Consider the following 26569-nt stretch of genomic DNA (forward strand, 5'->3'; position numbering starts at 1 on the left):
CCAGGCCGGCGGCGCGCGGCAGCTTGCATCAGCGAGCCGCCGCGCGCCGCCTCTTCCTTTCCTACAAGACCCGCATGAACGCCAGCAAGGCGTCGATCTCGTCCGCGCTCAACGCAAGCGGCCGGATGTGTTCGGACTTGCGCGGCGCATAGGGGTCGGGCGGATCGCTGGGCTCGGGGTCGCGGCCCATGCCGGCGTTGTACATCCGCAGCAGGCCCTTCAGGTCGGGAAACAGGCCGTTGTGCATCCACGGTCCGGCGCGCGACACATTGCGCAGGCTGGGCGTGCGGAACTTGCCCAGATCGGCGGGATCGCGCGTCGCTTCGTAGCGTCCCAGATCCTGGTTGCGGCGGCCATAGAAGGACAGGCCGATGTTGTGGAACTGGTGGTCGGTCAGCATCGCGCCGCTGTGGCAGTTCATGCAGCGCGCCTGGGTGCGGAACAGGTGCATGCCGATCAGCTCGGCATCGTCCAGCGCGTCGGATTGCCCATCCAGGAATGTGTCGAAGCGCGTGGGCTCGGGCCGCAGCGTCGCGACATAGGCGGCCAGCGCGCGCGCCAGGCGGTCGGCATCCACTGGCGGCCGAGCGGCCGGCGCCGCGCCGAACGCCTGCAGGAACTGCGCCGGGTAGGCGTCGGCCGCCAGCAGCCGCGCCACGGCGCCGTCGGCATCATGGTTCATTTCGCGGGGATCGTGGATGGGGCCCAGCACCTGTTCCTTCAGGCTGGCGGCGCGTCCGTCCCAGAACAACCGGGGCGCGAACGGCGCCGCATACAGCGGCGTGGAGCGCCGCCTGCCCATCAGCTTGTCTTCGCCCACGGCCAGCGCCAGGCCGTCGGTGAAGGCGCGCTGCGGCAGATGACAGGAGGCGCAGGACACCTGCCCCTTGCGCGACAGCCGGGTATCGAAGAACAGCATCTGCCCCAGCGTCACCACCGCCGGACGCGCAACGTCTGCGGCAAGTTCTGCCTGGCCGGCATTGGCCGCGGTCCAGGCCAGGGGCGGACTGGAGGCCGGCGGCGCCGGCCCCCATTCGCGCCAGTCCACGCCAGGATCGATCGTGGGCGCAGGCCAGGTCGAGGGCGGCCCAGCGTAGTGGGGGCGCAGGCAGGCGGCGTTCCAGCCCGTGGACGTGCGGCAGGCGGTCTGATCGTCCCGGGCGTCTGCATCGGCGTGGGACGCGAACGCCGCCAGCGCCAGCGCCGCGCCCAGGATCAGAAGCGGTAACCGACTTGCAGCCATAGCTCCCGTCCCGTCTGATAGGTACTGCGGTTGGTCTTGACGTTCGGATTGCTGGCCGTCACGGCGGGCCTGCGGTCCAGCACGTTCAGGACTTCGACCGTGAATTCCAGGCTGCGCGCGAACGTGGGATTCCAGGAAAGCTTGGTGTCCCAGGTCCAATAGGACGGGATCTCGCCGGATTCGAAACGCTCCAGATAATCGGGCCGCGGACCCAGTCCCACGTAGATGGTGGCGTCGCGCTTGCTGCGCCAGTTCACCATGTTGCTCCAGGTCAGGCCTGTGCGCGGCCACGCGCCGGTCAGGCTGAGCGTGGCGATCTGCGGCTGGTAGAAGGAGCTTGGCGGCAGGTCGATGGCGCGCAGGCGCGAGCCGTTGTAGATCACGTATTCGTCGGGGTCGCGCGCGTCGCCGTTGTAGCCTTCGACCAGGTCCGCGTTGGTCTTGCGTTTCTGCCAGCTCCAGCTTGCCTGCATGTTCCAGCGCGTTTCGCCCAGGCGCCAGGGCTCCAGTGTGCGCAGCGACAGGCTGACGCCGTCGGTGGTGGACAGGCCTTCGTTGGTGTAGCGGTAGCCGTCCTTTTCGGTGCCGGTCTTGGTCCACTGGTCGCGGCCGTTGCGGCGTACGTAGCTCAGCACGCCTTCCATGCCGGCCATGCGCTGGCGCAGCGAGATCGCCCATTCGTCGTCATAGGGCATGCGCAGGCCCTTGTACTCCACGTAGTACTCCTTGCCGCCGTCCGCCACGGGGTTGCCGTTCTTGTCCAGCACCTGGCGCCGCAGGCGGCTTCTTTCCGCTTCAAGCGCGGTTTCCAGCACGCTGGAGCCGTAATAGCGCGACCATCCGGCGCTGAGCAGGGTGTCGCCCGATCCGAACATGTCCCAGTCCAGCCGCGTGCGCGGCGACACGTTGTTGCTGCCCAGGAAAGTTTCGCGGTCGTAACGCAGGCCGGCGTCCAAGGCCAGCCGTTCCCACTCGATGCGGTCCGACAGGTACAGGCTGGCCATGTCGTAGTTCACGTCCACGGTGCCGGGCAGGTAACGGACCTTGCTGTAGTCGCGATAGCTGCCATCGCGGTTATAGGCCCGCTGGTAGGAATGGCTTTCCTGGAAACGCTCGAAGTTCGCCTGGACCCGGTTCAGTTCGGCCCCCGCGTACGGAATGTGCGTGAACACGCCCGTCCGTACCGGATCCAGGTCGACGCGGCCCTTCAGGGTCCAGGTGTCCTGCCGCGTCTGCTCCTTGCCGAAGCCGCCGGCCGTGTACTGCGGCAGCCGGTAGGGGCGGAAGGTCACGAGTTCGTCGCCGATGGATTCGCGGTTGCTCAGCGACCGGTCCCAGCCCGCCTGCAATGCCAGGCGTCCCCCCTTGAAATAGTGATCCACGTTGGCGCCGACGCCGCGCGCCCCATGGTTGTTGTCCCAGCGCGTGTGCCGGAACAGGTCGCTGGCCAGGGTTTCGCTGCGGTCGCTGTACTTCAGCGTCAGGTCGGCCGTGGTATCGGCGCTGGCGCGCACGCTGAACTTGCCCAGGATGTTGTCGATCCGGTCGTTGTAGGCGTCCTGGCCCGGGGCCGGCTGCCCCTTGTCATCCACGCCCATGTTCCAGCGTGTGATGTCCGATTCGCGCCGCGACATGGCCAGCACCGCGCCCGATTTTTCATTGAAGGCCAGATCGCCCACGGCCGAATAGAAGCGCTTCTTCCATTCGGGCGAGTAACCCGGTTTGCCCTTGGCCCAATTGTTCTCTTCACCCTCGGCGACTTGCTGCCGCGTCATCTTGGAGGTGTTCCAGCGGTAGTCGAGGTTAAGGCGGTTTTCGCCCGAGAACCGGCGCAATCTCGCGTCCACCACGCCGCCGGTGAAGCCACCGTACTCGACCGGCACGAAGCTGTCGTGCACACGGACTTCCTCCAGCAGGCTCGTGTCCACGAAGTACGACTGCGGGTTGCTGGGCACGTTGCCGACCTGCAGGTTCAGATTCTTGCTGGCCGGATTCACGCGGTTGGTCGCGTCCATGCCGTCGAGCTGGAACAGGTTCTGGTAGGGGCTGGAGCCGTGGAAGGAAATGTCTTCCACGTTGAGTGAGCCGCGGTTCTGCGAACCGGCCGCGCCCGGATTGGTGCGCACCGCCGGATGCGTCGCCACCAGCGTGCTGAGGTCGCGGTTGGAACTGGGCGTCTCGGCGATGTCCTCGCGGGTATAGATGCGCTCGCCGACCTGTTCGCCGTAGACCCGCACGGCGTCCAGGCGCAGGGCGGAAAACTGGTTGGTCTTGTCCACGTAGACGATGTAGCGTCCGGGGCCGTCCGCGCGTAGCGCCAGCCCGGACCCCGCCAGCAGGTGGTTCAGCGCGAGCAGCGGCGAATACTCTCCGTGCAGCGGCGGGGAGGTCTTGCCCGCTACCGCCGCCGGCGGAAACGAGATCTCCAGGCCGGCTTGCCGGCCCAACGCGAGCAAGGCGTCGCCCAGGGGTTGGGCCGGCAGGTCATAGGCAACGGGCGCGGCGGGCTGAGCAGGGGCCGGCGAGGCCGTGAGCAACGCGGCGGCGAGCAGCGCCGCCGTAGCGCCAGACCGGCGCGCGCGCCGGTTGAAGTGGAGAAACAGCATGAATGCGTCCAAGCGGGTGTTGATGTCAGCCGTAGGACGTGTGCAGGTACGGATTACCTCAGTGGATTGCCGATGAATAATTTATATCGATTCTCATTTACTGATTAGCAAACGGCTCTAACGCAAGATCAACAGGCCGGGCAGTTCGGTAATGCCGACCTTGGTCTGCGCCAGCAGCAGTTCCAGCGCACGTTTGGGATCGCCGATGCCGGCTGTGCCCGACACGTGCAAACGCCTGGCGGTGTCGCCCAGCACCAGGATGTGCTTGTCGCCATAGCGGGAGAGCCGCGCCGCAGCCTGGGGCAATGCGACATTGTTGAAAGCCAGCAGGCCCTGGCTCCAGTCCGGCGCCGGTTCCTGCGCGGTGGCGAGGCGGGCGATGCCCGTCGCCGACACGGCGGCTTCCTGGCCCGCGTCCAACACCAAGACGGCGTCACCCTGGCAGACCAGGCAATGGACTGCGACGCGATGTTCGTACACTGCCACGCGCGTGCCGTCGGCCTCGCGCGCCACGACATAGCGGGTGCCGAGCGCGGCTGCGGACGCGTCCGGCGTCACTACCGTGAAGTCCGGACCGCCGGGCGCGCGCGGCGCGGCCGCGAACAGCGCACGTCCGGCCAGGAGCCGTACTTCGCGCTTGCCTGGCGCGAAATCGATGGCGATGGCCGAGTCCGCGTCCAAGGTGGCGCTGGAGCCGTCGGGCAGGGCCACGCGGCGCACTTCGGCGCCGGTCGTGTAGTCCGCGCCGGGATGGGTGGCGCGCAGCAGTTGCCAGGCCGGCCAGGCCGCCAGCACGGCCAGCGCCGCCGCCGCGCCGCGCTTGCGCGTGCGCCGCGGCGCCAGCTTGCCGCGATCGATTTCGCCCATGCGCCGCCACAGGCGCGCCAGCCGTTCATAGGCGTCGGCGTGGCTGGCGTCGGCGCGGTACCAGGCTTCGAACTCCGCCTGAGCTTGCGCATCCATGCCCTGGCCGCTGTGGCGCACGACCCAGCGTGACGCTTCTTCCTCGGCGCTGCCGGTCTTGGGGGCGGCCATGCTCAGGACGCCAGCGCCTGGTCGCAGGCCAGCAGGATACGCATCATGTGCTTTTCCACCGCGCTGACAGAAATCGCAAAACGCTCGGCAATGGCGCGGTAGCTCAGGCCCTCGTGCCGGTGCAGCACGAACACGTCAAGGCTGCGACGCGGCTGGGTCAGCAGCGCGGCTTCCAGCCTGCGCAGCATCTGCCGCGCGGCAGCCACGTCCAGGGTGTCGGGCTCGTGCAGGGTAGGGCGCGAAGCGGCGTAGTCGGCGGTGGCGATCTGTTCGCGGCTGCGGCGCCGGTGCCAGTCGGTAGCGATATTGGCGGCCACGCGGAAGACGTAGGCGCGGTCGTTGTCGGGACGCGTCCTGTCCTTGAATTCCGCCAGTTTGATCCAGGTGTCCTGCGCGCAGTCCTGTGCGACGTCGCGCGAGCCGGTGCGCAGGGAGAGGAAACCCAGCACCTCTCGGTAATGGCGGAGAAATACTTCCGTGAGCGTAGACATGTCGCCGGCGCCGGGCGCCAGATAGAGTCAAATTCGCGGCAGAGTATAAATGATAACGATTTCTATTTCTAGATAAGGAGGGCGTGAAGGAAGCGGCGGCGGGCAGGGCGCCCGCCGCAGGCCGTCAGGCCTCGGACTGTTCGATCTCTTCCAGGGAACCCTGGATTTCCAGCCACTGCTCTTCCAGCTCGTCCATGCGCTTGCCGTGCTCGCCATGCTCGGCCATGACCTTTTGGCGTTCGGCGCGGCGAGCATCCGAGTACAGGTCCGGGTCGGCGATGACGGCGTCCAGCGCATGCAGCTTGACGCGCAGCTTCTCCATCTCGGTCTCGACCTTGGCGAGCCTGGATTCCAGCGGCTTGCGCAGCGCGGACAGGCGCTGGCGCTGTTCGGCTTCGGCGCGGCGCTGGGCCTTGCGGTCCACCACCGGTTCGTTGCCTGCGGCGTTCTCGCGCGCGGCTTCCGCGCGTTCGCCGGCGTTGCGGGCGGCGAGCCAGTCGCGGTAGTCCTCCAGGTCGCCGTCGAACTCCTGTACCGCGCCGTCGGCCACGATCCAGAAGCTGTCCACGGTGGTGCGCAGCAGATGCCGGTCATGCGACACCAGCAGCATGCTGCCGCCGAAGTCCGCCAGCGCGGCGGCCAGGGCTTCGCGCGTTTCCACGTCCAGGTGGTTGCTGGGTTCGTCCAGCAGAAGCAGGTTGGGCTTTTGCCAGACGATCAGGGACAGCGCCAGGCGCGCCTTTTCGCCGCCGGACATGGGACCGACCTTGCTGGTCACCGTGTCGCCGGAAAAACCGAAGCCGCCCAGATAGTTGCGCAGCTCCTGTTCGCGGGTCTCGGGAGCCAGGCGCGCCAGATGGGCGATGGGCGTGCTGTCCACGTCCAGCATGTCCAGCTGGTGCTGATGGAAATAGCCGATGGCCAACCCGCGCGAGGCGCGGCGCGTGCCGGCCTGCACCGGCAGCTCTTCGGCCAGGGTCTTGATCAGCGTGCTCTTGCCGGCGCCGTTGGCGCCCAGCACGCCGACGCGGCTGCCGGCGCGCACCATCAGCGTCACGTCGCGCAGGATGGGCACCGCGTTGCCGTCGGCGTCCGTGTAGCCGGCCGACAAATGCTCCAGGGTCAGCAGCGGATCCGGCACCTGGTCGGGCGAGGGGATGCGGATGTCGATGCCGGCTTCGGCATGCAAGGGCGCCAGCACCTGCATGCGCGCCAGCGCCTTGACGCGGCTCTGCGCCTGCTTGGCCTTGGACGCCTTGGCCTTGAAGCGGTCGATGAAGCCTTGCAGCCGGGCGGCTTCGCGGGTCTGGCGTTCGTAGGCGATATTGGTCTGGCGCAGGCGCTCGGCGCGTTGCGTCAGGAAGTCGCCATAGCCGCCGCGGTAGCGCACCAGCTTGGCGTGGTCGAAATGCAGGATGGACTTGGCGACCGCGTCCAGGAACTCGGTGTCGTGGGAAATCAGCATGACGGTGCCGGGATAGGCCGCCAGCCATTTCTCCAGCCACAGCATGGCGTCCAGGTCCAAGTGGTTGGTGGGCTCGTCCAGCAGCAGCAATTCGGACGGCGCCATCAGCGCGCGGGCCAGGGCCAGGCGCATGCGCCAGCCGCCGGAAAAGCTCGCCACCGGCTGCATCCATTCGGCGGGCTTGAAGCCCAGGCCGGCCAGCAGCTGCTCGGCGCGCGAGGCCGCGCTCCAGGCGCCGGCTTCCACCAGCGCCGCTTCCACCTCGGCGATCTGCGTGCCTTGCTCGTCCGTCAGCTCGGCGCGGCGCGCCTGCAGCTCGCGCAGATGCGTGTCGCCGTCGATGACGAATTCGCGCGCCGGGCGCTCGTCGGCTTCGATTTCCTGCTTGACGCTGGCTATGCGCCAGCCGGCGGGCATGGCCAGGTTGCCCGCGTCCAGGTCCAGCGTGCCGGTCAAGAGCGCGAACAGCGAGGACTTGCCCGCGCCGTTCTTGCCGACGATGCCCACGCGCTCGCCCGGATGCACGACGAATTCAGCGCCGTCCAGCAGCACCTTGGTGCCGCGGCGCAGGGTCAATCCAGTAGCGCGTATCACAGGCTGAGTTGCTCGCGGGTAAGCAGCAGAAGCTGGTCGGAGGCTTCTTCCGTGTCCAGCCAGACGGGCGAGAGCTGCGGGAAGGCGGCTTCGAAGAAGTCGCGTTCGTGGCCGATCTCCAGCACCAGCACGCCTTCCGGCGTGAGAAAGCGCGGCGCCGCTTCCAGGATGCGGCGCACCAGGTCCATGCCGTCGTCGCCGCCGGCCAACGCCAGCTGCGGTTCGTGGCGGTACTCCTGGGGCAGGACGTCCATGGAGCCGCTGTTCACGTAGGGCGGATTGCAGATGATCACGTCGTACAGACGCGGCGGCAGGCTGTCGAACAGATTGCTTTCGTGCAGGTCCAGCCGGTCCGTCAGACCGTAGTCGTCCACGTTGCGGCGCGCCACTTCCAGCGCATCCGGCGACACGTCGACCGCGTCCACATGGGCATAGGGGAAGGCCAGCGCGGACAGGATCGCCAGGCAGCCGGATCCCGTGCACATGTCCAGCACGTTCTCAACCGCCAGCGCATCCTGCACCCAGGGCGCGAGGCCCTGGTCCAGCAATTCGGCGATGGGCGAGCGCGGCACGATGACGCGCTGGTCCACGTAGAAGCGGTGGCCGCGCAGCCAGGCCTCGTTGGTGAGGTAGGCGGCGGGCAGGCGCTCGGTCACGCGGCGGTCGATCAGGTCGAGGACGCGGTTGCGTTCTTCGCTGAGCACGCGGGCGTCCAGAAAGGGCTCCAGCGTATCCAGCGGCAGATGCAAGGCGTGCAGCGTCAGGTAGACCGCCTCGTCCCAGGCATTGTCGCTGCCATGTCCCAGCGCCACCTGGGCGGCGTTCAGGCGTGACACGCCGTAGCGGATCAGGTCGCGCAGGGTCAGCAGTTCTTGGCGGGCGGATTGATACATGTGAGGCTTTTACTTGGGCGGCAGCAGGAGGTTTTCCAGCGTGCGCCGATAAATGTTCTTCAACGGATCCAGCGAGGCCACTTCGATGCGTTCGTTGACCTTGTGGATCGTGGCGTTGCAGGGACCGAATTCGATGACCTGCGGGCAGATCTTGGCGATGAAACGGCCGTCGGACGTGCCACCGGTGGTGGAGAGCTCTGCCGTCACGCCGGTTTCGTCGCGGATGGCCGAGACCAGCGCATCCGTCAACGAACCGCGCGGCGTCAGGAAGGGCTCGCCGCCCAGTTCCCAGTCCAGCGTGTACTCCAGGCCATGGCGGTCCAGCACTTCATGCACCCGCGCCCGCAGGCTTTCCGGCGTGCTGGCGGTGGAGAAGCGGAAGTTGAACAGCGCCACCGCCTCGCCCGGCACCACGTTGGTGGCGCCGGTGCCCGAGTTCAGGTTCGACACCTGGAACGTGGTGGGCGGGAAGTACTCGTTGCCCTGGTCCCATTCGATGCTGACGATGTCGGCCAGGGCCGGCGCCAGCTGGTGCACGGGGTTGCGCGCCAGGTGGGGGTAGGCCACGTGGCCCTGGATGCCCTTGACCGTGAGCTTGCCCGACAGCGAACCGCGGCGGCCGTTCTTGCAGGTGTCGCCCAGCACGTCGCCCGAGGTGGGTTCGCCGACGATGCAATAGTCCATCTGTTCGCCGCGCGCCTTCAGCGCGTCGCAAACGATGGCGGTGCCGTCGATGGACGGGCCTTCTTCGTCGGAGGTGATCAGCAGGGCGATCGAGCCGCCATGCTGCGGGTGGGCCGCCACGAATTCCTCGGCCGCCACCACGAAGGCGGCGATCGAGCTCTTCATGTCGGCCGCCCCGCGGCCGTACAGGTAGCCATCGCGCTCGGTGGGAACGAAAGGATCGCTTTCCCACTTTTCGCGCGGACCCGGAGGCACCACGTCCGTGTGACCGGCGAACACGGTCAGCGGCGCCGCGCTGCCGCGGCGCGCCCACAGGTTGGTGACACCGCCCTGGGCGATGGTCTCGCAGGTGAAGCCGATGCGTTCCAGGCGCGCGGCCAGCGTCGCCTGGCAGTCTTCATCGGCCGGCGTGACCGAAGGGCGGGCGATCAGGTCCTTGACCAGATCCAGTACGGCTGAATTGCTCATCAGGCCCTCAGCAGATCGTTGATGCTGGTCTTGGCGCGGGTCTGCGCGTCGACGCGCTTGACGATGACCGCGCAAGCCAGGCTGTGCGAGCCGTCGGCCGACGGCAGCGAACCCGGGACCACGACCGAACCCGACGGCACGCGGCCGTAGGTGATCTTGCCGGTGGCGCGGTCATAGATCTTGGTGCTTTGCGACAGGAACACGCCCATGGCCAGCACCGAGTTCTCTTCGACGATCACGCCTTCCACGACTTCCGAGCGGGCGCCGATGAAGCAGTTGTCTTCGATGATGGTGGGGTTGGCTTGCAGCGGTTCCAGCACGCCGCCGATGCCCACGCCGCCCGACAGGTGCACGTTCTTGCCGATCTGGGCGCAGGAGCCGACGGTGGCCCAGGTGTCGACCATGGTGCCTTCGTCGACGTAGGCGCCGATGTTCACGTAGGAGGGCATCAGCACCACGTTGCGGGCGAGGTAGGCGCCGCGGCGGGCCACGGCCGGCGGCACCACGCGGTAGCCGCCTTGCTTGAAGGCGTTGTCGCCGTACTCCGAGAACTTGAGCGGCACCTTGTCGTAGAACTGCAGGGGGGCCTGGCCCATGATGGCGTTGTCGTTCAGGCGGAACGACAGCAGCACGGCCTTCTTGATCCACTGGTGCACAACCCAGTCGTCGTTGATTTTCTCGGCCACGCGCAGGCGGCCCAGGTCCAGGCCGTCGATGGTGCGCTCGACCGCTTCGCGCACTTCGGCGCTGGCGTCGGTGGGCGACAGGTTGGCCCGGTCGTCCCAGGCTTTTTCGATGGTGGTCTGCAGGTCGAGAGTCATAGCGGCTCAGCTTTTAAAGGTTGATCAAACGGAAGTATGCACAAAATGGGCGATGCGTTCGGCTGCCTGCACGCAGTCAGCCAAGGGCGCCACCAGAGCAATGCGGATGCGGCCCTGGCCGGGATTCACGCCGTGAGCCTCGCGTGCCAGGAAACTGCCCGGCAGCACGGTAACACCGGTACGGCCAAAAAGGTCGCGCACGAACGCGGTATCGGAACCCGGCGTGGCCGCCCACAGATAAAACGAGGCCTGCGGGCGGGACACGTCCAGCACCTTCTGCAGGATGGGCACGACGGCGTCGAATTTCTCGCGGTACAGGCGCCGGTTGTCCTTCACGTGCGCCTCGTCCGTCCAGGCGGCGATGCTGCCTGCGGACACGATGGGGCTCATGGCGCTGCCATGATACGTGCGATACAGCAGGAAGCGGCCGATCAGCGCGGCGTCGCCCGCCACGAAGCCCGAACGCAGGCCCGGCACGTTGGAACGCTTGGACAGGCTGGAGAATGCCACCAGGTTGCGGTAGGTATCGCGGCCCAGGCGGCGCGCGGCCTGCAGGCCGCCCAGCGGCGGGTTGCCTTCGTCCAGATAGATTTCCGAATAGCACTCGTCCGAGACGATCACGAAGCCATGGCGGTCGGACAGTTCGAACAGCGTTTCCCATTCGTCCAGCGACATGACGTTGCCTGCCGGGTTGCCCGGCGAGCAGACGAACACCATGCGCGTCTTCTTCCAGGTTTCGTCGGGTACCTGGCTCCAGTCGCTGGCGAAATTGCGCACCGGGTCGGCGTTGACGAAGTAGGGCGTGGCGCCAGCCAGGAGCGCCGCGCCTTCGTAGATCTGATAGAAGGGATTGGGGCAGATCACCACCGAGCCTGCGGACGGGTCGATGACGGTCTGCGTGAACGCGAACAGCGCCTCGCGCGAGCCCAGCGCCGGCAGCACCTGCGTTTCCGGATCCGGGGCAGGGATGCTGTAGCGCCGCGCCAGCCACTCCGAGATCGCCCGGCGCAGCGCCGGATCGCCCTTGGTGGACGGGTACACGGACAGGCCCGCGAGGCTGTCGCGGATGGCCTGTTCGACGCGTGCGGGCGCGGCGTGTTTGGGCTCGCCGATCGACAGATTGATGGGCGTCAGACCGTCCGGCTGCTGGCTGGCCGAAGCCAGCAAAGCGCGCAGTTTTTCGAACGGATAGGGGTGTAGGGCATCGAGGCGCGGATTCATGACGCAAGATTTTAACAAGCAAGCTACAATAGCGGGCTTGGCCTATAGCGAAGGTGGCGAAATTGGTAGACGCACCAGGTTTAGGTCCTGACGCCGTAACAGGTGTAGGGGTTCGAGTCCCCTCCTTCGCACCAACCTTATTTAGGCACTGATCGGGCTTCATGGCTACAGTGTCCTGCAAGCCCCAAGGCATTGAATGCCTTGGGGCTTTTCTTTTTTCGGCGCCGGCCCGCGCTTAGGGATAACCTCCCGTGCCGAAAGCGCATTTTTGATATATCTTCGCGCTCTTCGGTGGAGGCTTGCCGCTGTCCGGCATCGCAACAGCCTCTCAAACAGCCCCGTACACAGCACGATAAGGAGAGCCTTCCATGGCGCTCAAGCACGCTGCATTTCTGGATGTCATCGATATACGCACCCCGCATCGCGAACACGGGGAGGCCGTCAGCGTCAGCCTGATGAAGACGGCGCACATGCAACTGCTGCAATTGGCGCTGCCCGCCGGCAAGGGCCTGCCGCAACATGCCGTGGCGGGCGAAATCACCATTCACTGCATCGCCGGAGAGGTCAGCGTGGCATTGCGCGATGGCGTGCGCCAACTGCGCGAGAACCAGCTCGTCGCGCTGCCCGCGCACGAACCGCACGCGCTGCAGGCCGTGCGCGACGCGACCGTGCTGGTGACGGTGCTGCACGCGCCCGCCTAGTACTCCTTTTCCTGACGCAGACGTGTTCCCTGAGAGGTGAGCCGTGCATGAGCTATTGGCCGACTGGTGCGAAATCCTGAACCGCTTGCTGCGGGACGTGGCCGATGCCCACGCCACGGCGCAGGCGCGCGACAGCGCGCTGCGCCATGCCCACCGGCATTCCTGCCAGGCGCCGATCTGCTTCCGGATGTCCGGGACCACGGTCGGCCATCTGGCGGAAACGCTGGATTGCGCCATCCGCGCGTCCTGCGCCCGCCACGACAACTCCGCCTGGGTGCAGGCGCTGGATGTGGCTTACACCAAGTTCCTGCTGTATCTGATCCGCGACGTGGACCGGTGGTCCAGCGGCGGGCTGCACCAAGAGGCGGCCTAGGCAGGGATCAGGCTGTCGGCCGGCAAGGCCACTATATACTGGATAAATGAACAGTAATCTGGTTCAATCCAATCATGCGCCTCCGGCGCGCGCGCCGGCCACTGCGCCATTTCCCACGATCAGGACGAACCATGAAATTCGGATACACCATCATCTACGTTCCGGACGTCGCCGCATCGCTGTCCTTCTTTGAACAGGCATTCGGTTTCGCCAGGCGTTTTCTGCACGAGTCCCAGACCTACGGCGAACTGGACACCGGTGAAACCACGCTGTCGTTCGCGGCGCATGAACTGGCCGGCTCCAATTTCGGCGGCGGCCATGTAGCGGCTTCGGCGTCGGCCGAGCCGCTGGGCATGGAAGTGGCTTTCGTGACGGACGATGTGGCCGCGGCGCATGCCCGCGCGCTTGCGGCGGGCGCCACGGAAATGAGCGCGCCTGTCTCCAAGCCCTGGGGGCAAGTCGTGTCCTATGTGCGCTGTCCGGACGGAACGTTGGTGGAGCTCTGCACTCCCGTGCACGGCTAGGCGCGCTCGTTCCGGGGCGCGGGCCAAAGCGCCGGATGCGCGGCCCGGCACGGCCTGCATCGTCCGTGCCCGTGCGGCGTGCGCCTTTCCGTCTAGCCGGTCCGGACGATCCCCGAGTCCATCGGACGCCGTTACCGTGGTTGCGGCAGGGGGGGCCGCGTCCGGCTGCGTTCAAGAATTGTCAAGATTTGCATTGCTTTAAAGTCGTCGTTGCCGCCCCGCGATACCGTGGCATTTTCGTTTTTCGGGGAGTCGACATGTATCCGCTTTCTAAGCGTTGCGGCGCTGAGTTCTTTGGCACGTTCTGGCTGGTTTTGGGGGGCTGCGGCGCCGCGGTGCTGGCCGCCGGTTTCCCGGAACTAGGCATCGGTTTTGCTGGCGTGGCGCTGGCCTTCGGCCTGACCGTGCTGACGATGGCGTTCGCGGTCGGCCATATTTCCGGCGGGCATTTCAACCCGGCCGTCACGGTGGGCCTGGTGGCGGGCGGCCGTTTTCCGGCCAAGGAAATCCTGCCTTACGTCATTGCCCAGGTCCTGGGCGCGATCGTGGCCGCGGCGGTGCTGGCCTGCATCGCCAGCGGCAAGCTGGGTTTCGACCTGAAGGGCAGCCATTTCGCGGCCAACGGCTACGGCGCCTATTCGCCGGGCAAGTACTCGATGGTGTCGGCCCTGGTGACGGAAGTCGTGCTGACGGCGGGCTTCATCTTCGTGATCCTGGGGGCGACCAGCAAGCGCGCGCCGGCCGGCTTCGCGGCGATTCCCATCGGACTGGCGTTGACGCTCATCCACCTGATCAGCATTCCGGTGACGAACACCTCGGTCAATCCGGCCCGTTCCACCGGCCCCGCGCTGTTCGTGGGCGGCTGGGCGTTGGAGCAGCTGTGGCTGTTCTGGGTCGCGCCCATCGTCGGGGCGATCGTCGGCGCCATCGCCTACCGGCTGGTCAGCGATCCCGCCCAGGAGCGTAGCTAGGCCAGGCGTTGCGCCGGGCGATAATGGGGCCAAGTCTCTGATCCTGGTCCCATGAACGAATTTTCAATCGCCATCAATCTTGTGCTGGCCATGCTGCTCGGCGCCGCCATCGGCGCCGAGCGCCAATGGCGGCAGAACTATGCCGGCGTGGTCACGCATGCGCTGGTTTCGCTGGGCGCGGCCGCCTATACCGCCTTGCCCGCGCTGCTGGACGCCGGCAACGACATGCGCCTGGGCAGCCAGGTCGTGACCGGCATCGGCTTCCTGGGCGCGGGCCTGATCATGCGCGACGGCCTGACCATACGCGGCCTGAGCGCGGCCGCCACCATCTGGGCTACCGGCGCCGTAGGGGTGCTTGCCGGCTATGGCTTCCTGGCCGAAGCCAGCGCGGTCACGGCGCTGATCCTGGTCACCAATGTGCTGCTGCGGCGCGGCGCCAGGCTGATGGACCGCTACGTGCCCGACGCGGAAACCGAAGAGCGCTACTACAACATCGCCTTGACCTGCGCCTCCACGGACGAAGCCATGGTGCGGGCGGAATTGCTGAATGCCTTGGGCAAGCACAGCCTGCGCCTGCGCGGCGTGGAAAGCCAGCAGCGCGACGGCGGCCGCTCCGAGGTGACGGCGGTGGTCTATTCCATGCGCCAGGAAGACGAGCGGGTGGAACAACTGGTGGGCAGCCTCAGCCTGTTGCCGCAGACCTACTCGGCCAGATGGACCTCCGACACCGGCAACGCCTGAGGCCGGTCGGAATCAGGACGCCGTAAGTCCGATCTCAATACGCTTGCACTCCCATTCCAGGAAGATGAGCGTATTCCGTGACCACAACGATTACCCCCGCCGCGTCCACCGGCCTTGCGCACTATGACCGCGTCACCATCGCGTTCCATTGGCTGACGGCGGCGCTGGTGGTGGGCCTGTTCGCGCTGGCCGAGATCTGGGACTTCCTGCCGCGCGGCACGCCCACGCGGCGTTTGCTGCAGCACCTGCATATATCGTTCGGCCTGGTGTTTGCCGCCGTGTTCGTGCTGCGCGCCATCTGGCGCCTCACGGCGGGCAGGCGCCTGCCGCCGGCCGCCACGGGCTGGCTGCGCGTGGCTAGTACGGGCGTACACGGATTGCTGTACCTGTTGATGGCGACGCAGATCGTGCTGGGCTTTCTTTTCCGCTGGGCGCAGGGCGAGCCGTTCGCTTTCTTCGGCCTGTTCGACGTGCCCACGTTGATCGCCATCGACCACGAACAGCGCCGCTTCATTGGCGGACTGCACGATACCGTGGCCTGGTGCATCATCGCGCTGGCGCTGCTGCATGCCTTGGCCGGGCTGTTCCACCACTATGTCCTGCGCGATGGCGTGCTGCGCCGCATGCTCTCCAGCCGCTGAGGAGCGCGCGGCAAGGGCGGGTAGTGAAAGCCGGGCCGGGCAGGTTGTACATTACGCACTATCACTGCCTTACTTCCACAGGATGTACCCATCATGACCGCCCCTGAAGTGTTTATCTCCTCCTCGATCAGCTGCGCGAACGATCGCCCCTTCGTGCTGTTCGGCGGCATCAACGTGCTGGAATCCAAGGAACTGGCGCTGCGCGCCTGCGAGGAATACCAGCGTGTCACCCGCAAGCTGGGCATCCCGTACGTCTTCAAGGCCTCCTTCGACAAGGCCAACCGCTCGTCCATCCATTCCTATCGCGGCCCGGGCCTGGAAGAGGGCATGAAGATCTTCGAGGCGGTCAAGAAGGAATTCGGCGTGCCGGTCATCACCGACGTGCATGAGCCCTGGCAGGCCGCGGCCGTGGCCGAGGTCGTCGACATCCTGCAGCTGCCGGCCTTCCTGGCGCGGCAAACGGACCTGGTGGTGGCGCTGGCCAAGACGCAGCGCATCATCAACATCAAGAAGCCGCAGTTCCTCAGCCCGACGCAGATGCTGAACATCGTCGAGAAGTTCACCGAGGCCGGCAACGACAAGCTCATCCTGTGCGACCGCGGCACCTGCTTCGGCTATGACAATCTCGTTGTAGACATGCTAGGGTTTGGCGTGATGAAGAAAGTGTCCGGCAACAGGCCGCTCATTTTCGACGTCACGCATGCCTTGCAGCAGCGCTCGGCGCTGGATGCGGCATCAGGGGGCCGCCGCGAGCAGGTGGCCGAACTGGCGCGCGCGGGCATGGCCGTGGGGTTGGCCGGCCTGTTCCTGGAAGCCCACCCCGATCCCAAGAACGCGAAGTGCGACGGTCCCAGCGCCTTGCCGCTGGACAAGCTGGAGCCCTTCCTGACCCAGTTGAAGATGCTGGACGACCTGGTGAAGTCCTTTGCCCCTATCGACATCGAACCCTGAATCCCGCGGTCATAACGGCTGCGCAAAGTTGTTATACGATCCGGGCCAACCATTGGGGAGGCCTGGATGTCTTTGTATGTGATCGTCGCCGTCCGAAAGGAACCCGTCAGCGGGCACGTGGCCTATGTGCGTTGGGGCCAGGCCGAACGCGGCATCCCCGGCTGGGTCACCGAGCCGGTGACGGCGGCGGCATCCGAGGTCATCGAGGCCATCAAGGACGGCGTGGAAGTCGAAACCGCCATCAGCCAGGATGGCATGAGCGTGGCGCTGCGGCCGGTGCGCGTGCTGGTGGATGACGACGGACGCGAACACCTCGCGTCCGCGCCGGTTCCCAGCTCGACCCTTTACACGCTTTTCGATCTGCCGGAATTCTGATCCGGCCAGGCCGGCTGGCGGCGCCTAGCGCCGGCCCTGCGCGAAATTGAGCAGGGCGTCTCCGGCCATCCGGTAGCGCACCCATTCATCCTGCGGCAACGCGCCGATCGACTTGTAGAAATCGATGGCGGGCGTGTTCCAGTCCAGCACGCTCCATTCCAGCCGGCCGCAGCCGTTGGCCACCGCCTCTTGCGCCAGATGGCGCAACAGGTCGCGGCCCGCGCCGATGCCGCGCTGCTCCGGCGTGACGTACAGGTCTTCCAGATAGATCCCGTTCTTGCCCAGCCAGGTCGAGTAGCTGTAGAAGTAGACGGCGTAGCCGATGGGCTTGCCGTCCAGCAGGCACATCAGGGCCTTGGCCGGCGCGTTCTCGGCGAACAGGGTGCGCTCGACATCCTGGGGGCTGGCGATCACTTCATGGGCGGCGCGTTCGTACACGGCCAGCTCGGTGATGAAGGCATGGATCTGGGCCGCGTCCGAGGCGACGGCGGGACGGATTTCGATGGTCACGGGTACTTCCTGTTGCTGCTTTTGGGGGCCTTATCCTACTCGTGAATCGGGCGGTGCGCATTTCTGCCCGGCGCGTCCATTTCGGGAATACCCTTACTTGCGCGCTGGTCGTGCGGGCGCGATTCTTGAAAGCGTTCTGCCCTCGAGTCCAATGCGTACAACAGGGGACATCTCCCATGCCTGAACCTGGGTCCGCCGTTGCCAGCACGCCTGCCGCAAGCCGTAAAAGGCGTCGCCTGTCCTGGATCTGGCTGGTGCCTCTCATCGCAGCCGTGGGCGGACTGGCGCTGGTAGTGCGCGTCTGGATGCAGGCCGGCCCCACCGCCACCATCAGCTTCCAGACCGCCGAAGGGCTGGAGGCCGGCAAGACCCAGGTCCGCTACAAGGACGTCGTGGTCGGCGTGGTCGAGCGCGTGGCCCTGAACTCGGACCGGTCGGGCATTGTTGCGACCGTGCGCATCAACAAGGACGCCGGCAGCCTGCTGCAGGAAGGGACGATGTTCTGGGTGGTGCGGCCCAGGCTGACCCTGAGCGGCGTGTCCGGCCTGAGCACCCTGTTCTCCGGCGCCTACATCGGCGTGGACCCCTCCGACCGGTTCCGCCAGGAAGGAGAAAGCCGCGCCACCAAGTACAGCTTCGTCGGCCTGGAAACGCCGCCCGAGGTGCAGCAGGACCGGGCCGGCAAGCGCTACACCCTCAAGGCCCGCGACCTGGGCTCGCTGGACATAGGCTCACCCGTCTACTTCCGGCGCATTGCCGTGGGGCAGGTGGTGGCCTATCACCTGGACAGCAGCGGCGAGGGCGTCAACGTGCAGGTGTTCATCGATGCGCCCAATGACGAATACGTCAATAGCGCCACGCGCTTCTGGAACGCCAGCGGCGTGGATTTCAGCGTCGACGCGCGCGGCCTGCAGGTGCGTTCGCAGTCGCTGCTGTCCGTGATCGTGGGGGGCGTCGCATTCGACACCATCGAGCAGCACGCGCACGTGGTGGCCAAGGCCGATGCCGAGTTCACCATCTTCCCGTCGGAAGGGGCGGCCCGCGCGCAACCGGATGGCATGCCGCTGCACATCCGCATGCGTTTTGACCAGTCGGTCCGGGGGCTGGTGGTCGGCGCGCCCATCGACGCGTATGGCGCGGCCATCGGCCAGGTGGACTCGATCCGCCTGGAGTTCGACCCGGCGATCAAGCAGTTCTACGCGCTGGTCGGAGCCACCGTCTATCCCGAGCGCCTGGGCGCGCAGACGGTCGAGGAAATCAAGGAATACTCGGGTTCGACGCTGCAGCATCCCAACGGCAAGCTGCTGGCCGCGTTGATCCAGCACGGCTTGCGCGCGCAGCTGCGCATCGGCAACCTGCTGACGGGCCAGCTGTACGTCGCCTTGGCGGTGTTCCCGGACGCCAAGCCGGTGGCGTTCACGATGGAGGAAGAACCGTTCATTCCCACCGTGCCGAACAACCTGGACCAGTTGCAGCAGCAGATCAACAGCATCCTTACCAAGCTCGACAGGGTGCCGTTCGAAGGCTTGGGCGCCGATCTGGGCCAATTGCTGCGCGCCACTTCCAGCCTGATGAAGCGGCTGGATACGCGCCTGGCGCCCGAGGCGCAAGCCATGCTGCGCCAGGCCAGCAAGTCCTTGGCCGCTGTAGGCGGGGTGCTGAGCCCCGACGCCGGCCTGCCGGTCAATGCCAACGCGGTCTTGCAGGAATTGTCGCGGGCGGCCCGCTCGCTGCGGGAACTGTCGGACTATCTGCAAGCGCATCCGGAGTCGTTGCTGCGCGGCCGCGCGCCGGATGCCCAATACCAGCGCCAGCCGGCGCGCTAGGCTAGCGCGCGAGCCATTGCGCAATCAGGCAGGCGCTGGCTTGCGCGTCCGTGGCCGAGGTGTCCAGCACCAGGTCGCTGAAGGGACGCGCGGCATAGCCTTCGAGGTACATCTGCGCGATGCGCTGCCGCTCCCAATCCGTCAAGATGCGGCCGCCCCTGTCCGATTGGGCGGCCGTGAGCGTGGGGGCCAGGGTCACTACGCGCAAGCGCGCGCCGCGTTGTCGGCACGCCGCCAGGATTTGCTCGTAGCTATCCTGCTCCAAGGGGTAGGCGATGACCAGATAGCGCTCCTGCGCCTGGGCGATCAGCCTGGTGAGGCGGGCCAGCGCCAGCGCCCACTGCTCGGTATATGGCAGATGGCTGGGGGCGTCGTGATCATCGCCGTCGATGAAGCGCGCAGCGGGCAACAGGGCGGCCAAGGCCGCTCCGACCGTGGACTTGCCGCTGTTGATCGGGCCGTTGATATGGATGACGGTGGTGTCAGGCGTTGATATGGCTGTTCCTTTCAGGGCAGGCCGGCGCGCAAGGCGTCCGCGCCGGCCGAATCAGAACAGGCATTGTCGCAAAGCGAACTTGCGGCCGAAAGCCCTCACTTCGTCGCCGTCCACGGACGCCGCCAGGTCCCAGCGGTCGCCGCGCGTCACCAGGAAGGACCGGCCGGTTGCGGCATGGCGCAAGGCGAATTGCCAGAAGGCTGCCTCGGAGCCCACCGGTTCGAGGTCGTGCGGCCCGATCAGCAACCGGCTCGGGCGGGGCGTTGCGCCCAGTGTCCAGCGCAGGGCGATGCCCAGGAACGCGAAACGCGCCGAGAACGACGACGGCTGGACGGTCAGCACGCGGATTCTGTTGATCATTGCCAGGACCCCTTGCAGATAGAGTCCAGCGTAGCAAAAGCGGCCCGGGCCATCCATACCGCCTTTGGTGGGTACGGACCGGCCCGGCTGGCTGCTATTTCTGGATGGCGTCCTGCGCGTGGCCGCGGGTGATCCGCCCGAGCAGCAGCAGGGCGCCGGCTGGCGCCAGCGCGAATGCGGCGAACAGCCATTGCGCGGCATGCTGCGCGCCCGCGACGCCGCCGGGGTCCGCCAGGCCCGCGCTGTTGGTGATGACGCCAGCCAGCGCCGCCGTCAAGGCCGTTGCATAGAGCTGCACCGTGGTGATGGACGACGAGGTCAAGGTTTCTTCGCCGGCAGGCGCCGCGGTGAAGATGCGTGTCAGCAGGTGCGGCCAGCTCAGGCCGATGCCGAAGCCCACGCCGGCCAATGCCAGCACATAGAGCGCCAACCCCGGATAGGACTGCAGTTGCGCCGTGCGCGGCGTCATATAGGCCAGGGCGGCCAGCGCGGCCAGGATCACGATGGGGCTCAGGCGCACCAGGAAATTCGCGGCCGGGCCGCTGCGGGTGGCGCTGGGCATGGCGGCCAGGGTCCAGCCCGCCGCCATGGCCGCGGTCATGTAGCCGGCCGCCAGCGGCGTCATGCCATGGATGACCTGCAGGAAATACGGCACGAAGATTTCGGTGGTGATGGCGGCCACCACCAGGCACATCACCGCGTACAGCGCGCCCAGCGGCGTGGCGATCGAGTAGGCGCCGGTGGGCAGCAGCCGCTTCGCGGCGCGCCGGTCCACCGCCGCGATCAGCGCGGCGATGGCCAGTCCGGCGGCAATGCCCGCCAGATTCCAGCGCAGGTCGGTCGACAGGCTGGCCAGCGTGATCGCCAGCACGCTGGCCACCAGCAGGCCCAGCGTGGTCACGGGCAGCGGACTCGGGCGGGAGGGCGGAACCGATTCCTTGCCGCCGACCTTGAGGGCCACGATCGCCGCCAGGGCGGCGGCCACGGGCAGCAAGGCCCAGAACGCCAGCCGCCAGTGCCCGGTCTGGGCGAAGACCCCGCCAATGGCGGGGCCGCACAAGGTGGCGACGCCCCACATGCCGGACACCAGGGCCATTGCGCGCGACCAGAGCGGCGCCTCGAAGACCAGGCGGATCAGGGCATAGCTGAGCGCAAACAGGATGCCGCCGCCCAGGCCCTGGATGCTGCGTCCCGTCAGCAGCGCAGGCATGCTCGGCGCCAGCGCGCACACCACGGAACCGGCGGTGAACACCGCGACGGCAAGCAGGTAGGCCGCGCGTGGCCCCAGCGTTTCGATCAGCCTGGCCGACAGCGCCGACCCGACGATGGAGGTCACGACGAACAGCGTGGTGTTCCAGGCGTAGTACTCCAGTCCGCCGATGTCCTTGATGACGCTGGGCAGAATGGTGGTGACGATGTAGACGTTGATGGCGTGCAGCGCCACCCCGCCTGCCAGCGCGATGGAGCGCAGGGCATTGGTCCCGTGCAGCAGATCTGCCCAGGACGCGCTTGAAACATGGGTTGTACCGGTGCTCACGCGGTCTTCCGCCTTCGAGAGAAATTATTTAAACAAGATTTGTATTGGATAATACGCATGCCGGCGCGCAACCGCAAACGCTGTGTGCGAGCGCCGCGGCCCTTGCCGCGGCGGCAATCAGTGCTTGAGCAATCCGCGCAGCAGCAGGTCCAGCGCCTGCAAGGCCTGCGCCAGGCGCGGGCCGTCCCCGGCGTCCTGCGCGATCCAGAAGGCGCTTTCGACCAGGCTGCCGTTGATCAGCCGCGCCAGCGCCTGCGGCGCGGCGGCCTCGATGAGATCCTGATCCATCATCGTCTGCAATAGCGCGGCGAGCGAAGCAATGCAGTGTTGCTGCGAACCGTCCGTCACCGCGCCCAGCACGGCCCGTGCATCTTGCAGCACGATGCGCCGGATCTCGGGTTCGGCCGCCATCTCCAGATAGGCGCGGCAGCGCCCATGCAAGGCGGCCCAGGCATCGGGCGCCTGCGCGGCGATCGCGGCCAGGCGTTGGTCCATTTCGCCGTCAATCTGTTCGACCACTGCGGCGAGCAGGCCTTTCTTGTCGCCGAAGTGGTGGTACAGGGCGCCCCGCGTCAGTCCTGCCGCCGCGGTGAAATCGTCCATGGACGTGGCCGCATAGCCGGCTTCACGGAAGGCTTGCCGGGCCGTGGCCAGCAGTTTCGCGCGGGTGGCTTCGATCATCTCGGCGCGGGAACGCGTCATGCTCCTCTCCAAAGACATACGACGTGTATGTAAATTGACATACGCATCGTATGTGAATACGATGCCGCTGTCCACAGCAATCAAAGGCTTCCGGTGTCGAATCCGTATCGCGAGTTGTTCCAGGCGCCCGGCGCATTGGGTTTTGTCCTGGCCGGCGCCATCGCCCGCCTGCCATTGCCGATGATCGGCATCGGCATCATCACCATGTTGTCCGAGGTGCGTGGGTCCTATGCACTGGCAGGCGCCGTCGCGGCCACGTTTGCGCTGGCCACGGCCTTGCTGGCGCCGCGGATTTCCCGCCTGGTGGACCGCCATGGCCAGGGCAGGGTGTTGCCCGTGGCCGCGGGCCTGTGCGTTGCGGGGCTGGTCGGCCTGGCAGTCTGCGTGCAATGGAATGCGCCCGAGTGGACCCTGTTTTTCTTCGCCGCGCTGGCGGGCGCCTTGCCCAGCATGCCGGCGATGATACGCGCGCGCTGGACCGAGATCTTCAGGGACCAGCCGCAGTTGCGCACCGCCTACGCGCTGGAGTCCGTAGCCGACGAGCTGAGCTTCATCGTAGGCCCGCCGCTGGCCGTGGGGCTGAGCGCGCTGTTCTTTCCGCAGGCCGGTCCGCTGTTCGCGGCGCTGCTGCTCGCGGTGGGCGTCACCGCCTTCGTGCTGCAGCGGGCCACGGCGCCCGCCGTGCGGTTCAAGCAGGAAGGGCGTCAGGCCTCGGTGTTGCGCATGCCGCCGATGCCCTCCCTGCTGGCGATGATGGCCGCCATGGGCGTCATCGTCGGCACCATCGACGTCCTGAGCGTCGCCTTTGCCCGGCAGCAAGGCATGCCGGCCGGAGCCAGCCTGGTGCTGTCCGCGTATGCCCTGGGCTCCTGCGTGGCCGGTCTGGTGTTTGGCGTACTGAAGTTCCAGATGCCGCTGGCCCGCCTGCTGGTGGTCGCGGCGGCGGTCACGGCGTTCACCACGGTTCCGCTGCTGCTGGTGAACGATCTGCTTACCCTGGTGCTGGGCGTGCTGCTGGCCGGCCTGTCGTTCGCTCCGACCATGATCATCGCGATGGCGCTGGTGGAAAGCAGCGTGCCTGGCCATCGCCTGACGGAAGGGCTGACCTGGCTGGTGACCGGCCTGGGGGCTGGCGTCGCGGCGGGCGCGGCGCTGGCGGGCTGGGTGGTCGACCACCACGGCGTGGGTGCGGGATTCTGGACGGCGGTGGGGGCGGGCGCGATCGTGTTGCTGGCCGCCATACCGGTGGGACGCAGTGCCGCGGCCGGTCGCGCCGACGCCTGACCCGGCCGGCCGATAGAATGGGTAGTCCGGCGCCTGCTCAGGCGCGCCGCAAGGAGAACCGCATGTCCAGAACCGTCGTCAATCCCGACACCGTGTTCAATACCGTCCAATACGGATTCAGCCAGGCCGTCATCGTCACCGGGCAGCGCCGCATGCTGCTGTCCGGCCAGGTCGGGGTCGACATCAACGAGCGTACGGCGGGACCGGGCCTGCAGGAGCAGACCGAAGCCGCGTTGGACAATGTCGAGCGCGTGCTGGCTGCGGCCGGCGGCACCTTGGAGCAGGTGATCATGCTGCGCATCTACATCTGCGAAACGGCCAGGGAGGACCAGGAAGTGATCGCGCAGGCGCTGCGCGACCGTTTCAAGAAGGATCCCCCGCCCTCGTCGTGGATCATCGTCAGCGGCCTGTCATTGCCGGAATGGCTGATCGAGATCGAGGCCGAGGCCATGCTGGACTAGCCGCGCCAGGGCGCCGTTGCAAAGGCGGTGCGCAAATGCGCCAGGAAGCCCGCCGTCCGCGCGGGCAGCTCCTGGCGCGATTTGACCAAGGCCACCACGTCGGCCGACGGCAGGGTCCAGCCGGGCAGCAGCGGCACCAGCGCACGCGCCTGCAGATGCGCCGCGACATCCCACTCCGAGCGCACGATGATGCCGTGCCCGGCCAGGGCCCACTCCACGGCAGTTTCCCCCGCATTGCTGGACAGCACCGGCGCCACGCGCACCCCAACGGCCGGGCCGCGCCCATGCTTGAAGCGCCACAAGGTCACGTCTTCATCGTTCTCGCGCAGCGCGATGCAGTCGTGTCCGCGCAGATCCTCGGGCTTGACAGGGGCGCCGCGGCGCGCCAGGTAGGAGGGCGCCGCGCACAGGATCCGGCGGTTGGGCGCCAGCGGGTAGGCGACCAGCGTCGAATCGCGCAGTTCGCCGATATGCACCATTACATCCCAGTCGTCGGAAGCCAGCCGCGGCGGCCCGTCGGACAGCGTCAGGCTGGCGGTCACGTCCGCGCTCTGGCCGCGGAACTCCGCGACCAGCCCGGCGATGTAGCGCTGCCCGAATCCCAGCGGCGCGACCACGCGCAGATGGCCTGCCACCACGCCCCGGCGGCCCGCCAGTTCGTCGGCCAGGTCGCCCAGTTCGCCGCAGATCTGTTCCGCCCGCAACGCCAGCAGCCTGCCTTCGTCGGTCAGCGCGGTGCCGCGTCCGGAGCGGTTGACCAGCCTGACGCCCAGCCGTTTTTCCAGCGTGTGCAGCCTTTGAGTGACGGCGGGCGGCGTGACATCCAGCGCGCGCGCCGCTTCTGCCAGCGAGCGGGTGACTGCCAGGGTCAGGAAAAAACGCAGGTCTTCGGTCGTAATCATGCAGGCACGGATTAATGGATGATTAAGTCCAGATTAAACACGCGGAACCGCCGCCGCGCCATACTTCAGTCATTCCGATACGCCCTGCCGAGAGCGCCATGAACCAGAACGCCACGCCTTCTTCCCTCGAAACCCTGGATACCCCATGCCTGCTGCTCGATGAGACGCGCATGATGCGCAACATCGAGCGTCTGAACGCGCTGATGGCCGGGCACGGGGTGCAGCTGCGTCCGCACCTGAAGACGCCCAAATCGATCGACGTGGCGCGCCGGCTCATGTCCACACCCCAGGGCCCGGCCGCCGTGTCCACGCTGCAGGAGGCCGAACAGTTCGCCGCCGCCGGCGTCACCGACCTGCTGTACGCCGTGGGCGTGTCGCCGGCAAAGCTGGACCGCGTGCTGGCGCTGCGCCGCCGCGGCGTGGACCTCACCGTGGTGGTGGACAGCCTGGAAGCGGCGCGCGCCGTCGCCCAGCGGGCGCGGGAGGCGGGCGACGCCATCCCGGCGCTGATCGAGATCGACTGCGACGGCCATCGTGCCGGGGTGCAGCCGGGCAACACGGCCCAGTTGCTGGCGATTGCGCGCGTCCTGCATGAGGACGGCGCATGCCTGCGCGGCGTCATGACGCACGCCGGCGAGTCGTACGGCTGCGATAGCGTCGACGCCATTGCCGACATGGCGGAGCAGGAGCGCGTGGCGGCCGTGAGTTGCGCCGAGGCGATCCGCCAGGCAGGGCTGCCATGTCCGGTGGTCAGCGTGGGATCCACCCCCACCGCGCATTTCGCCCGCAAGCTCGACGGCGTGACCGAAGTCCGCGCGGGCGTTTACGTGTTCTTCGATCTGGTGATGGCCGGGCTGGGCGTGTGTTCGGTCGATGACATCGCCGCCACCGTGTTGACGACCGTGATCGGCCATCAGCCCGACAAGGGCTGGATCCTGGTGGATGCCGGATGGATGGCCATGTCGCGCGACCGGGGTACCGCCAAACAGCGGGTTGATCAACTGTACGGCCTGGTGTGCGATGCGAACGGCACGGTCTATCCCGACCTGTTGCTGGCCGAGACCAACCAGGAGCAGGGCATCATCAAGGTGCGTCCAGGCAGCGGCGCGGCCCTGCCCGATCTGCCGCTGGGAGCGAAGCTGCGCATCGTGCCCAATCACGCCTGCGCCACCTGCGCCCAGCACGATGCCTACGAGGTCGTGCGTCCGGATTCGTCCGGCGTAGTGGCGCATTGGGAACGCTTTCGCGGCTGGTAAGCCGCCTTTCACGAGGAGGCATGCATGGATCTCATCCACACACATCAGGCCACGCCGCCCGCCGGCCACTATTCGCAGGCGGTCCGCGCCAACGGTTTCATCTTCGTCTCTGGGCAGTTGGGCTTTCTGCCGCCTGCTGCGCCCGGCGCGCGGCCGGCGCTGGCCGACGGCGCCGCGGCCCAGACCCGGGAAGCGCTGCGCAGTGTTCGCGCCATCCTGGAAGCGGCCGGCGCCTCGCTTGCCGCGGTCGCCAGCGTGACGGTGTACATCCCGGACGTGGCGCTCTGGGACGAGGTCAACCGGGTCTACGAGGAGGGCTTCGGCGATCATCGGCCCGCGCGGGCCATCGTGCCCACCCGCGAGCTGCACTACGGCGCCCTGGTGGAGATCAGCGTGGTCGCCGTCGCCTAGCGCGCGGCGGATCGTGCAGGCGGACG

The 26569-nt window shown here is 67.2% G+C and carries 28 protein-coding genes and 1 tRNA gene; 14 read left to right on the forward strand and 15 right to left on the reverse strand.

The window, feature by feature from the left end; all coding sequences use genetic code 11:
• Positions 1–61 precede the first annotated feature (61 nt).
• The 9 genes from IAG39_RS12695 to dapC form a co-directional block, all read right to left on the reverse strand.
• Entirely contained in the window at positions 62–1243 is a 1182-nt protein-coding gene (locus IAG39_RS12695) for a cytochrome-c peroxidase (RefSeq protein ID WP_118935076.1), read from the reverse strand.
• Positions 1216–3849 carry a TonB-dependent receptor gene (locus IAG39_RS12700; protein ID WP_118935082.1) on the reverse strand — a complete coding sequence of 878 codons (2634 nt, stop codon included), beginning with the start codon at positions 3847–3849 and terminating at the stop codon, positions 1216–1218. Before IAG39_RS12700 ends, IAG39_RS12695 begins: the two co-directional genes overlap by 28 nt.
• 117 nt (positions 3850–3966) lie before the next feature.
• Positions 3967–4884 carry a FecR family protein gene (locus IAG39_RS12705; protein WP_187523941.1) on the reverse strand — a complete coding sequence of 306 codons (918 nt, stop codon included), beginning with the start codon at positions 4882–4884 and terminating at the stop codon, positions 3967–3969.
• Positions 4885–4886: 2 nt separating this feature from the next.
• The gene (locus IAG39_RS12710) at positions 4887–5375 is read right to left on the reverse strand and encodes an RNA polymerase sigma factor (RefSeq protein WP_118932706.1); all 489 of its coding nucleotides are present in this window, start codon (positions 5373–5375) and stop codon (positions 4887–4889) included.
• A gap of 124 nt (positions 5376–5499) precedes the next feature.
• Positions 5500–7434 (reverse strand): ABC-F family ATP-binding cassette domain-containing protein, encoded by a 1935-nt coding sequence (locus IAG39_RS12715; protein ID WP_118932705.1) that lies wholly within the window; start codon positions 7432–7434, stop codon positions 5500–5502.
• Complete coding sequence (gene prmB, locus IAG39_RS12720; RefSeq protein WP_059373627.1) at positions 7431–8327, reverse strand: 50S ribosomal protein L3 N(5)-glutamine methyltransferase; 897 nt, start codon at positions 8325–8327, stop codon at positions 7431–7433. The genes IAG39_RS12715 and prmB overlap by 4 nt, the downstream gene beginning before the upstream one ends.
• A 9-nt stretch (positions 8328–8336) precedes the next feature.
• Positions 8337–9479 carry a succinyl-diaminopimelate desuccinylase gene (dapE, locus tag IAG39_RS12725; RefSeq protein ID WP_059373625.1) on the reverse strand — a complete coding sequence of 381 codons (1143 nt, stop codon included), beginning with the start codon at positions 9477–9479 and terminating at the stop codon, positions 8337–8339.
• Entirely contained in the window at positions 9479–10300 is an 822-nt protein-coding gene (gene dapD, locus IAG39_RS12730; RefSeq protein ID WP_013394697.1) for a 2,3,4,5-tetrahydropyridine-2,6-dicarboxylate N-succinyltransferase, read from the reverse strand. Before dapD ends, dapE begins: the two co-directional genes overlap by 1 nt.
• A gap of 24 nt (positions 10301–10324) precedes the next feature.
• Entirely contained in the window at positions 10325–11521 is a 1197-nt protein-coding gene (gene dapC, locus IAG39_RS12735) for a succinyldiaminopimelate transaminase (RefSeq protein ID WP_165867839.1), read from the reverse strand.
• A 47-nt stretch (positions 11522–11568) separates the two neighbouring features.
• Between dapC and IAG39_RS12740 the strand changes: the two genes are divergently transcribed.
• The 9 genes from IAG39_RS12740 to IAG39_RS12780 all read left to right on the forward strand — a co-directional run bounded on the left by IAG39_RS12740 (position 11569) and on the right by IAG39_RS12780 (position 16798).
• Positions 11569–11655, forward strand: a tRNA-Leu gene (locus tag IAG39_RS12740).
• 234 nt (positions 11656–11889) lie between these two features.
• The gene (locus tag IAG39_RS12745) at positions 11890–12222 is read left to right on the forward strand and encodes an AraC family ligand binding domain-containing protein (RefSeq protein ID WP_118932703.1); all 333 of its coding nucleotides are present in this window, start codon (positions 11890–11892) and stop codon (positions 12220–12222) included.
• A gap of 43 nt (positions 12223–12265) precedes the next feature.
• The gene (locus IAG39_RS12750; protein ID WP_124260363.1) at positions 12266–12595 is read left to right on the forward strand and encodes a hypothetical protein; all 330 of its coding nucleotides are present in this window, start codon (positions 12266–12268) and stop codon (positions 12593–12595) included.
• A gap of 131 nt (positions 12596–12726) precedes the next feature.
• Positions 12727–13119, forward strand: a complete 393-nt coding sequence (locus IAG39_RS12755; protein ID WP_059373611.1) for a VOC family protein — start codon at positions 12727–12729, stop codon at positions 13117–13119.
• 257 nt (positions 13120–13376) lie between these two features.
• Entirely contained in the window at positions 13377–14090 is a 714-nt protein-coding gene (gene aqpZ, locus IAG39_RS12760) for an aquaporin Z (protein WP_054456051.1), read from the forward strand.
• A 51-nt stretch (positions 14091–14141) separates the two neighbouring features.
• A complete protein-coding gene (locus IAG39_RS12765) occupies positions 14142–14831 on the forward strand; it encodes an MgtC/SapB family protein (RefSeq protein ID WP_059373609.1) in 690 nt (229 codons plus the stop codon).
• Positions 14832–14908: 77 nt separating this feature from the next.
• On the forward strand, positions 14909–15472 hold the full coding sequence (locus IAG39_RS12770) for a cytochrome b (RefSeq protein WP_118932701.1): 564 nt from the start codon (positions 14909–14911) through the stop codon (positions 15470–15472).
• A gap of 93 nt (positions 15473–15565) precedes the next feature.
• Positions 15566–16423, forward strand: a complete 858-nt coding sequence (kdsA, locus tag IAG39_RS12775; RefSeq protein WP_118932700.1) for a 3-deoxy-8-phosphooctulonate synthase — start codon at positions 15566–15568, stop codon at positions 16421–16423.
• A 66-nt stretch (positions 16424–16489) separates the two neighbouring features.
• Positions 16490–16798, forward strand: coding sequence for a hypothetical protein (locus IAG39_RS12780; RefSeq protein ID WP_059373603.1), 309 nt, complete (start codon positions 16490–16492; stop codon positions 16796–16798).
• Between the two features lie 24 nt (positions 16799–16822).
• On the opposite strand, the gene IAG39_RS12785 is transcribed toward IAG39_RS12780, so the two are convergent.
• Positions 16823–17308 carry a GNAT family N-acetyltransferase gene (locus tag IAG39_RS12785; protein ID WP_118932699.1) on the reverse strand — a complete coding sequence of 162 codons (486 nt, stop codon included), beginning with the start codon at positions 17306–17308 and terminating at the stop codon, positions 16823–16825.
• A 176-nt stretch (positions 17309–17484) separates the two neighbouring features.
• On the opposite strand from IAG39_RS12785, the gene IAG39_RS12790 reads away from it, so the two are divergent.
• The gene (locus tag IAG39_RS12790; protein WP_059373598.1) at positions 17485–19134 is read left to right on the forward strand and encodes an intermembrane transport protein PqiB; all 1650 of its coding nucleotides are present in this window, start codon (positions 17485–17487) and stop codon (positions 19132–19134) included.
• A 1-nt stretch (position 19135) separates the two neighbouring features.
• Here IAG39_RS12790 and IAG39_RS12795 read toward each other — a convergent pair whose 3' ends face one another.
• The 4 genes from IAG39_RS12795 to IAG39_RS12810 all read right to left on the reverse strand — a co-directional run bounded on the left by IAG39_RS12795 (position 19136) and on the right by IAG39_RS12810 (position 22229).
• Positions 19136–19555, reverse strand: coding sequence for a shikimate kinase (locus tag IAG39_RS12795; protein WP_240633258.1), 420 nt, complete (start codon positions 19553–19555; stop codon positions 19136–19138).
• A gap of 126 nt (positions 19556–19681) precedes the next feature.
• Positions 19682–19990, reverse strand: a complete 309-nt coding sequence (locus IAG39_RS12800; protein ID WP_059373681.1) for a hypothetical protein — start codon at positions 19988–19990, stop codon at positions 19682–19684.
• Between the two features lie 94 nt (positions 19991–20084).
• A complete protein-coding gene (locus tag IAG39_RS12805) occupies positions 20085–21527 on the reverse strand; it encodes an MFS transporter (protein ID WP_118932697.1) in 1443 nt (480 codons plus the stop codon).
• A gap of 117 nt (positions 21528–21644) precedes the next feature.
• Entirely contained in the window at positions 21645–22229 is a 585-nt protein-coding gene (locus tag IAG39_RS12810) for a TetR/AcrR family transcriptional regulator (protein WP_118932696.1), read from the reverse strand.
• Between the two features lie 93 nt (positions 22230–22322).
• Here IAG39_RS12810 and IAG39_RS12815 point away from each other — a divergent pair, with 93 nt between their 5' ends.
• Together IAG39_RS12815 and IAG39_RS12820 are read left to right on the forward strand one after the other, a co-directional pair.
• Positions 22323–23513 carry an MFS transporter gene (locus IAG39_RS12815; RefSeq protein ID WP_118932695.1) on the forward strand — a complete coding sequence of 397 codons (1191 nt, stop codon included), beginning with the start codon at positions 22323–22325 and terminating at the stop codon, positions 23511–23513.
• A gap of 62 nt (positions 23514–23575) precedes the next feature.
• Positions 23576–23974, forward strand: a complete 399-nt coding sequence (locus IAG39_RS12820) for a RidA family protein (RefSeq protein ID WP_059373586.1) — start codon at positions 23576–23578, stop codon at positions 23972–23974.
• Here the strand turns inward: IAG39_RS12820 and IAG39_RS12825 are convergent.
• Positions 23971–24876 (reverse strand): LysR family transcriptional regulator, encoded by a 906-nt coding sequence (locus IAG39_RS12825; RefSeq protein ID WP_059373583.1) that lies wholly within the window; start codon positions 24874–24876, stop codon positions 23971–23973. The genes IAG39_RS12820 and IAG39_RS12825 overlap by 4 nt on opposite strands.
• 98 nt (positions 24877–24974) lie before the next feature.
• Here IAG39_RS12825 and IAG39_RS12830 point away from each other — a divergent pair, with 98 nt between their 5' ends.
• Positions 24975–26132 (forward strand): DSD1 family PLP-dependent enzyme, encoded by a 1158-nt coding sequence (locus IAG39_RS12830; protein WP_118932694.1) that lies wholly within the window; start codon positions 24975–24977, stop codon positions 26130–26132.
• Between the two features lie 24 nt (positions 26133–26156).
• Positions 26157–26543 carry a RidA family protein gene (locus IAG39_RS12835; protein WP_059373578.1) on the forward strand — a complete coding sequence of 129 codons (387 nt, stop codon included), beginning with the start codon at positions 26157–26159 and terminating at the stop codon, positions 26541–26543.
• Positions 26544–26569 lie beyond the last annotated feature (26 nt).

The organism is Achromobacter xylosoxidans, assembly GCF_014490035.1.
In the GTDB taxonomy this organism is placed as follows: Bacteria; Pseudomonadota; Gammaproteobacteria; order Burkholderiales; family Burkholderiaceae_B; genus Achromobacter; species Achromobacter bronchisepticus_A.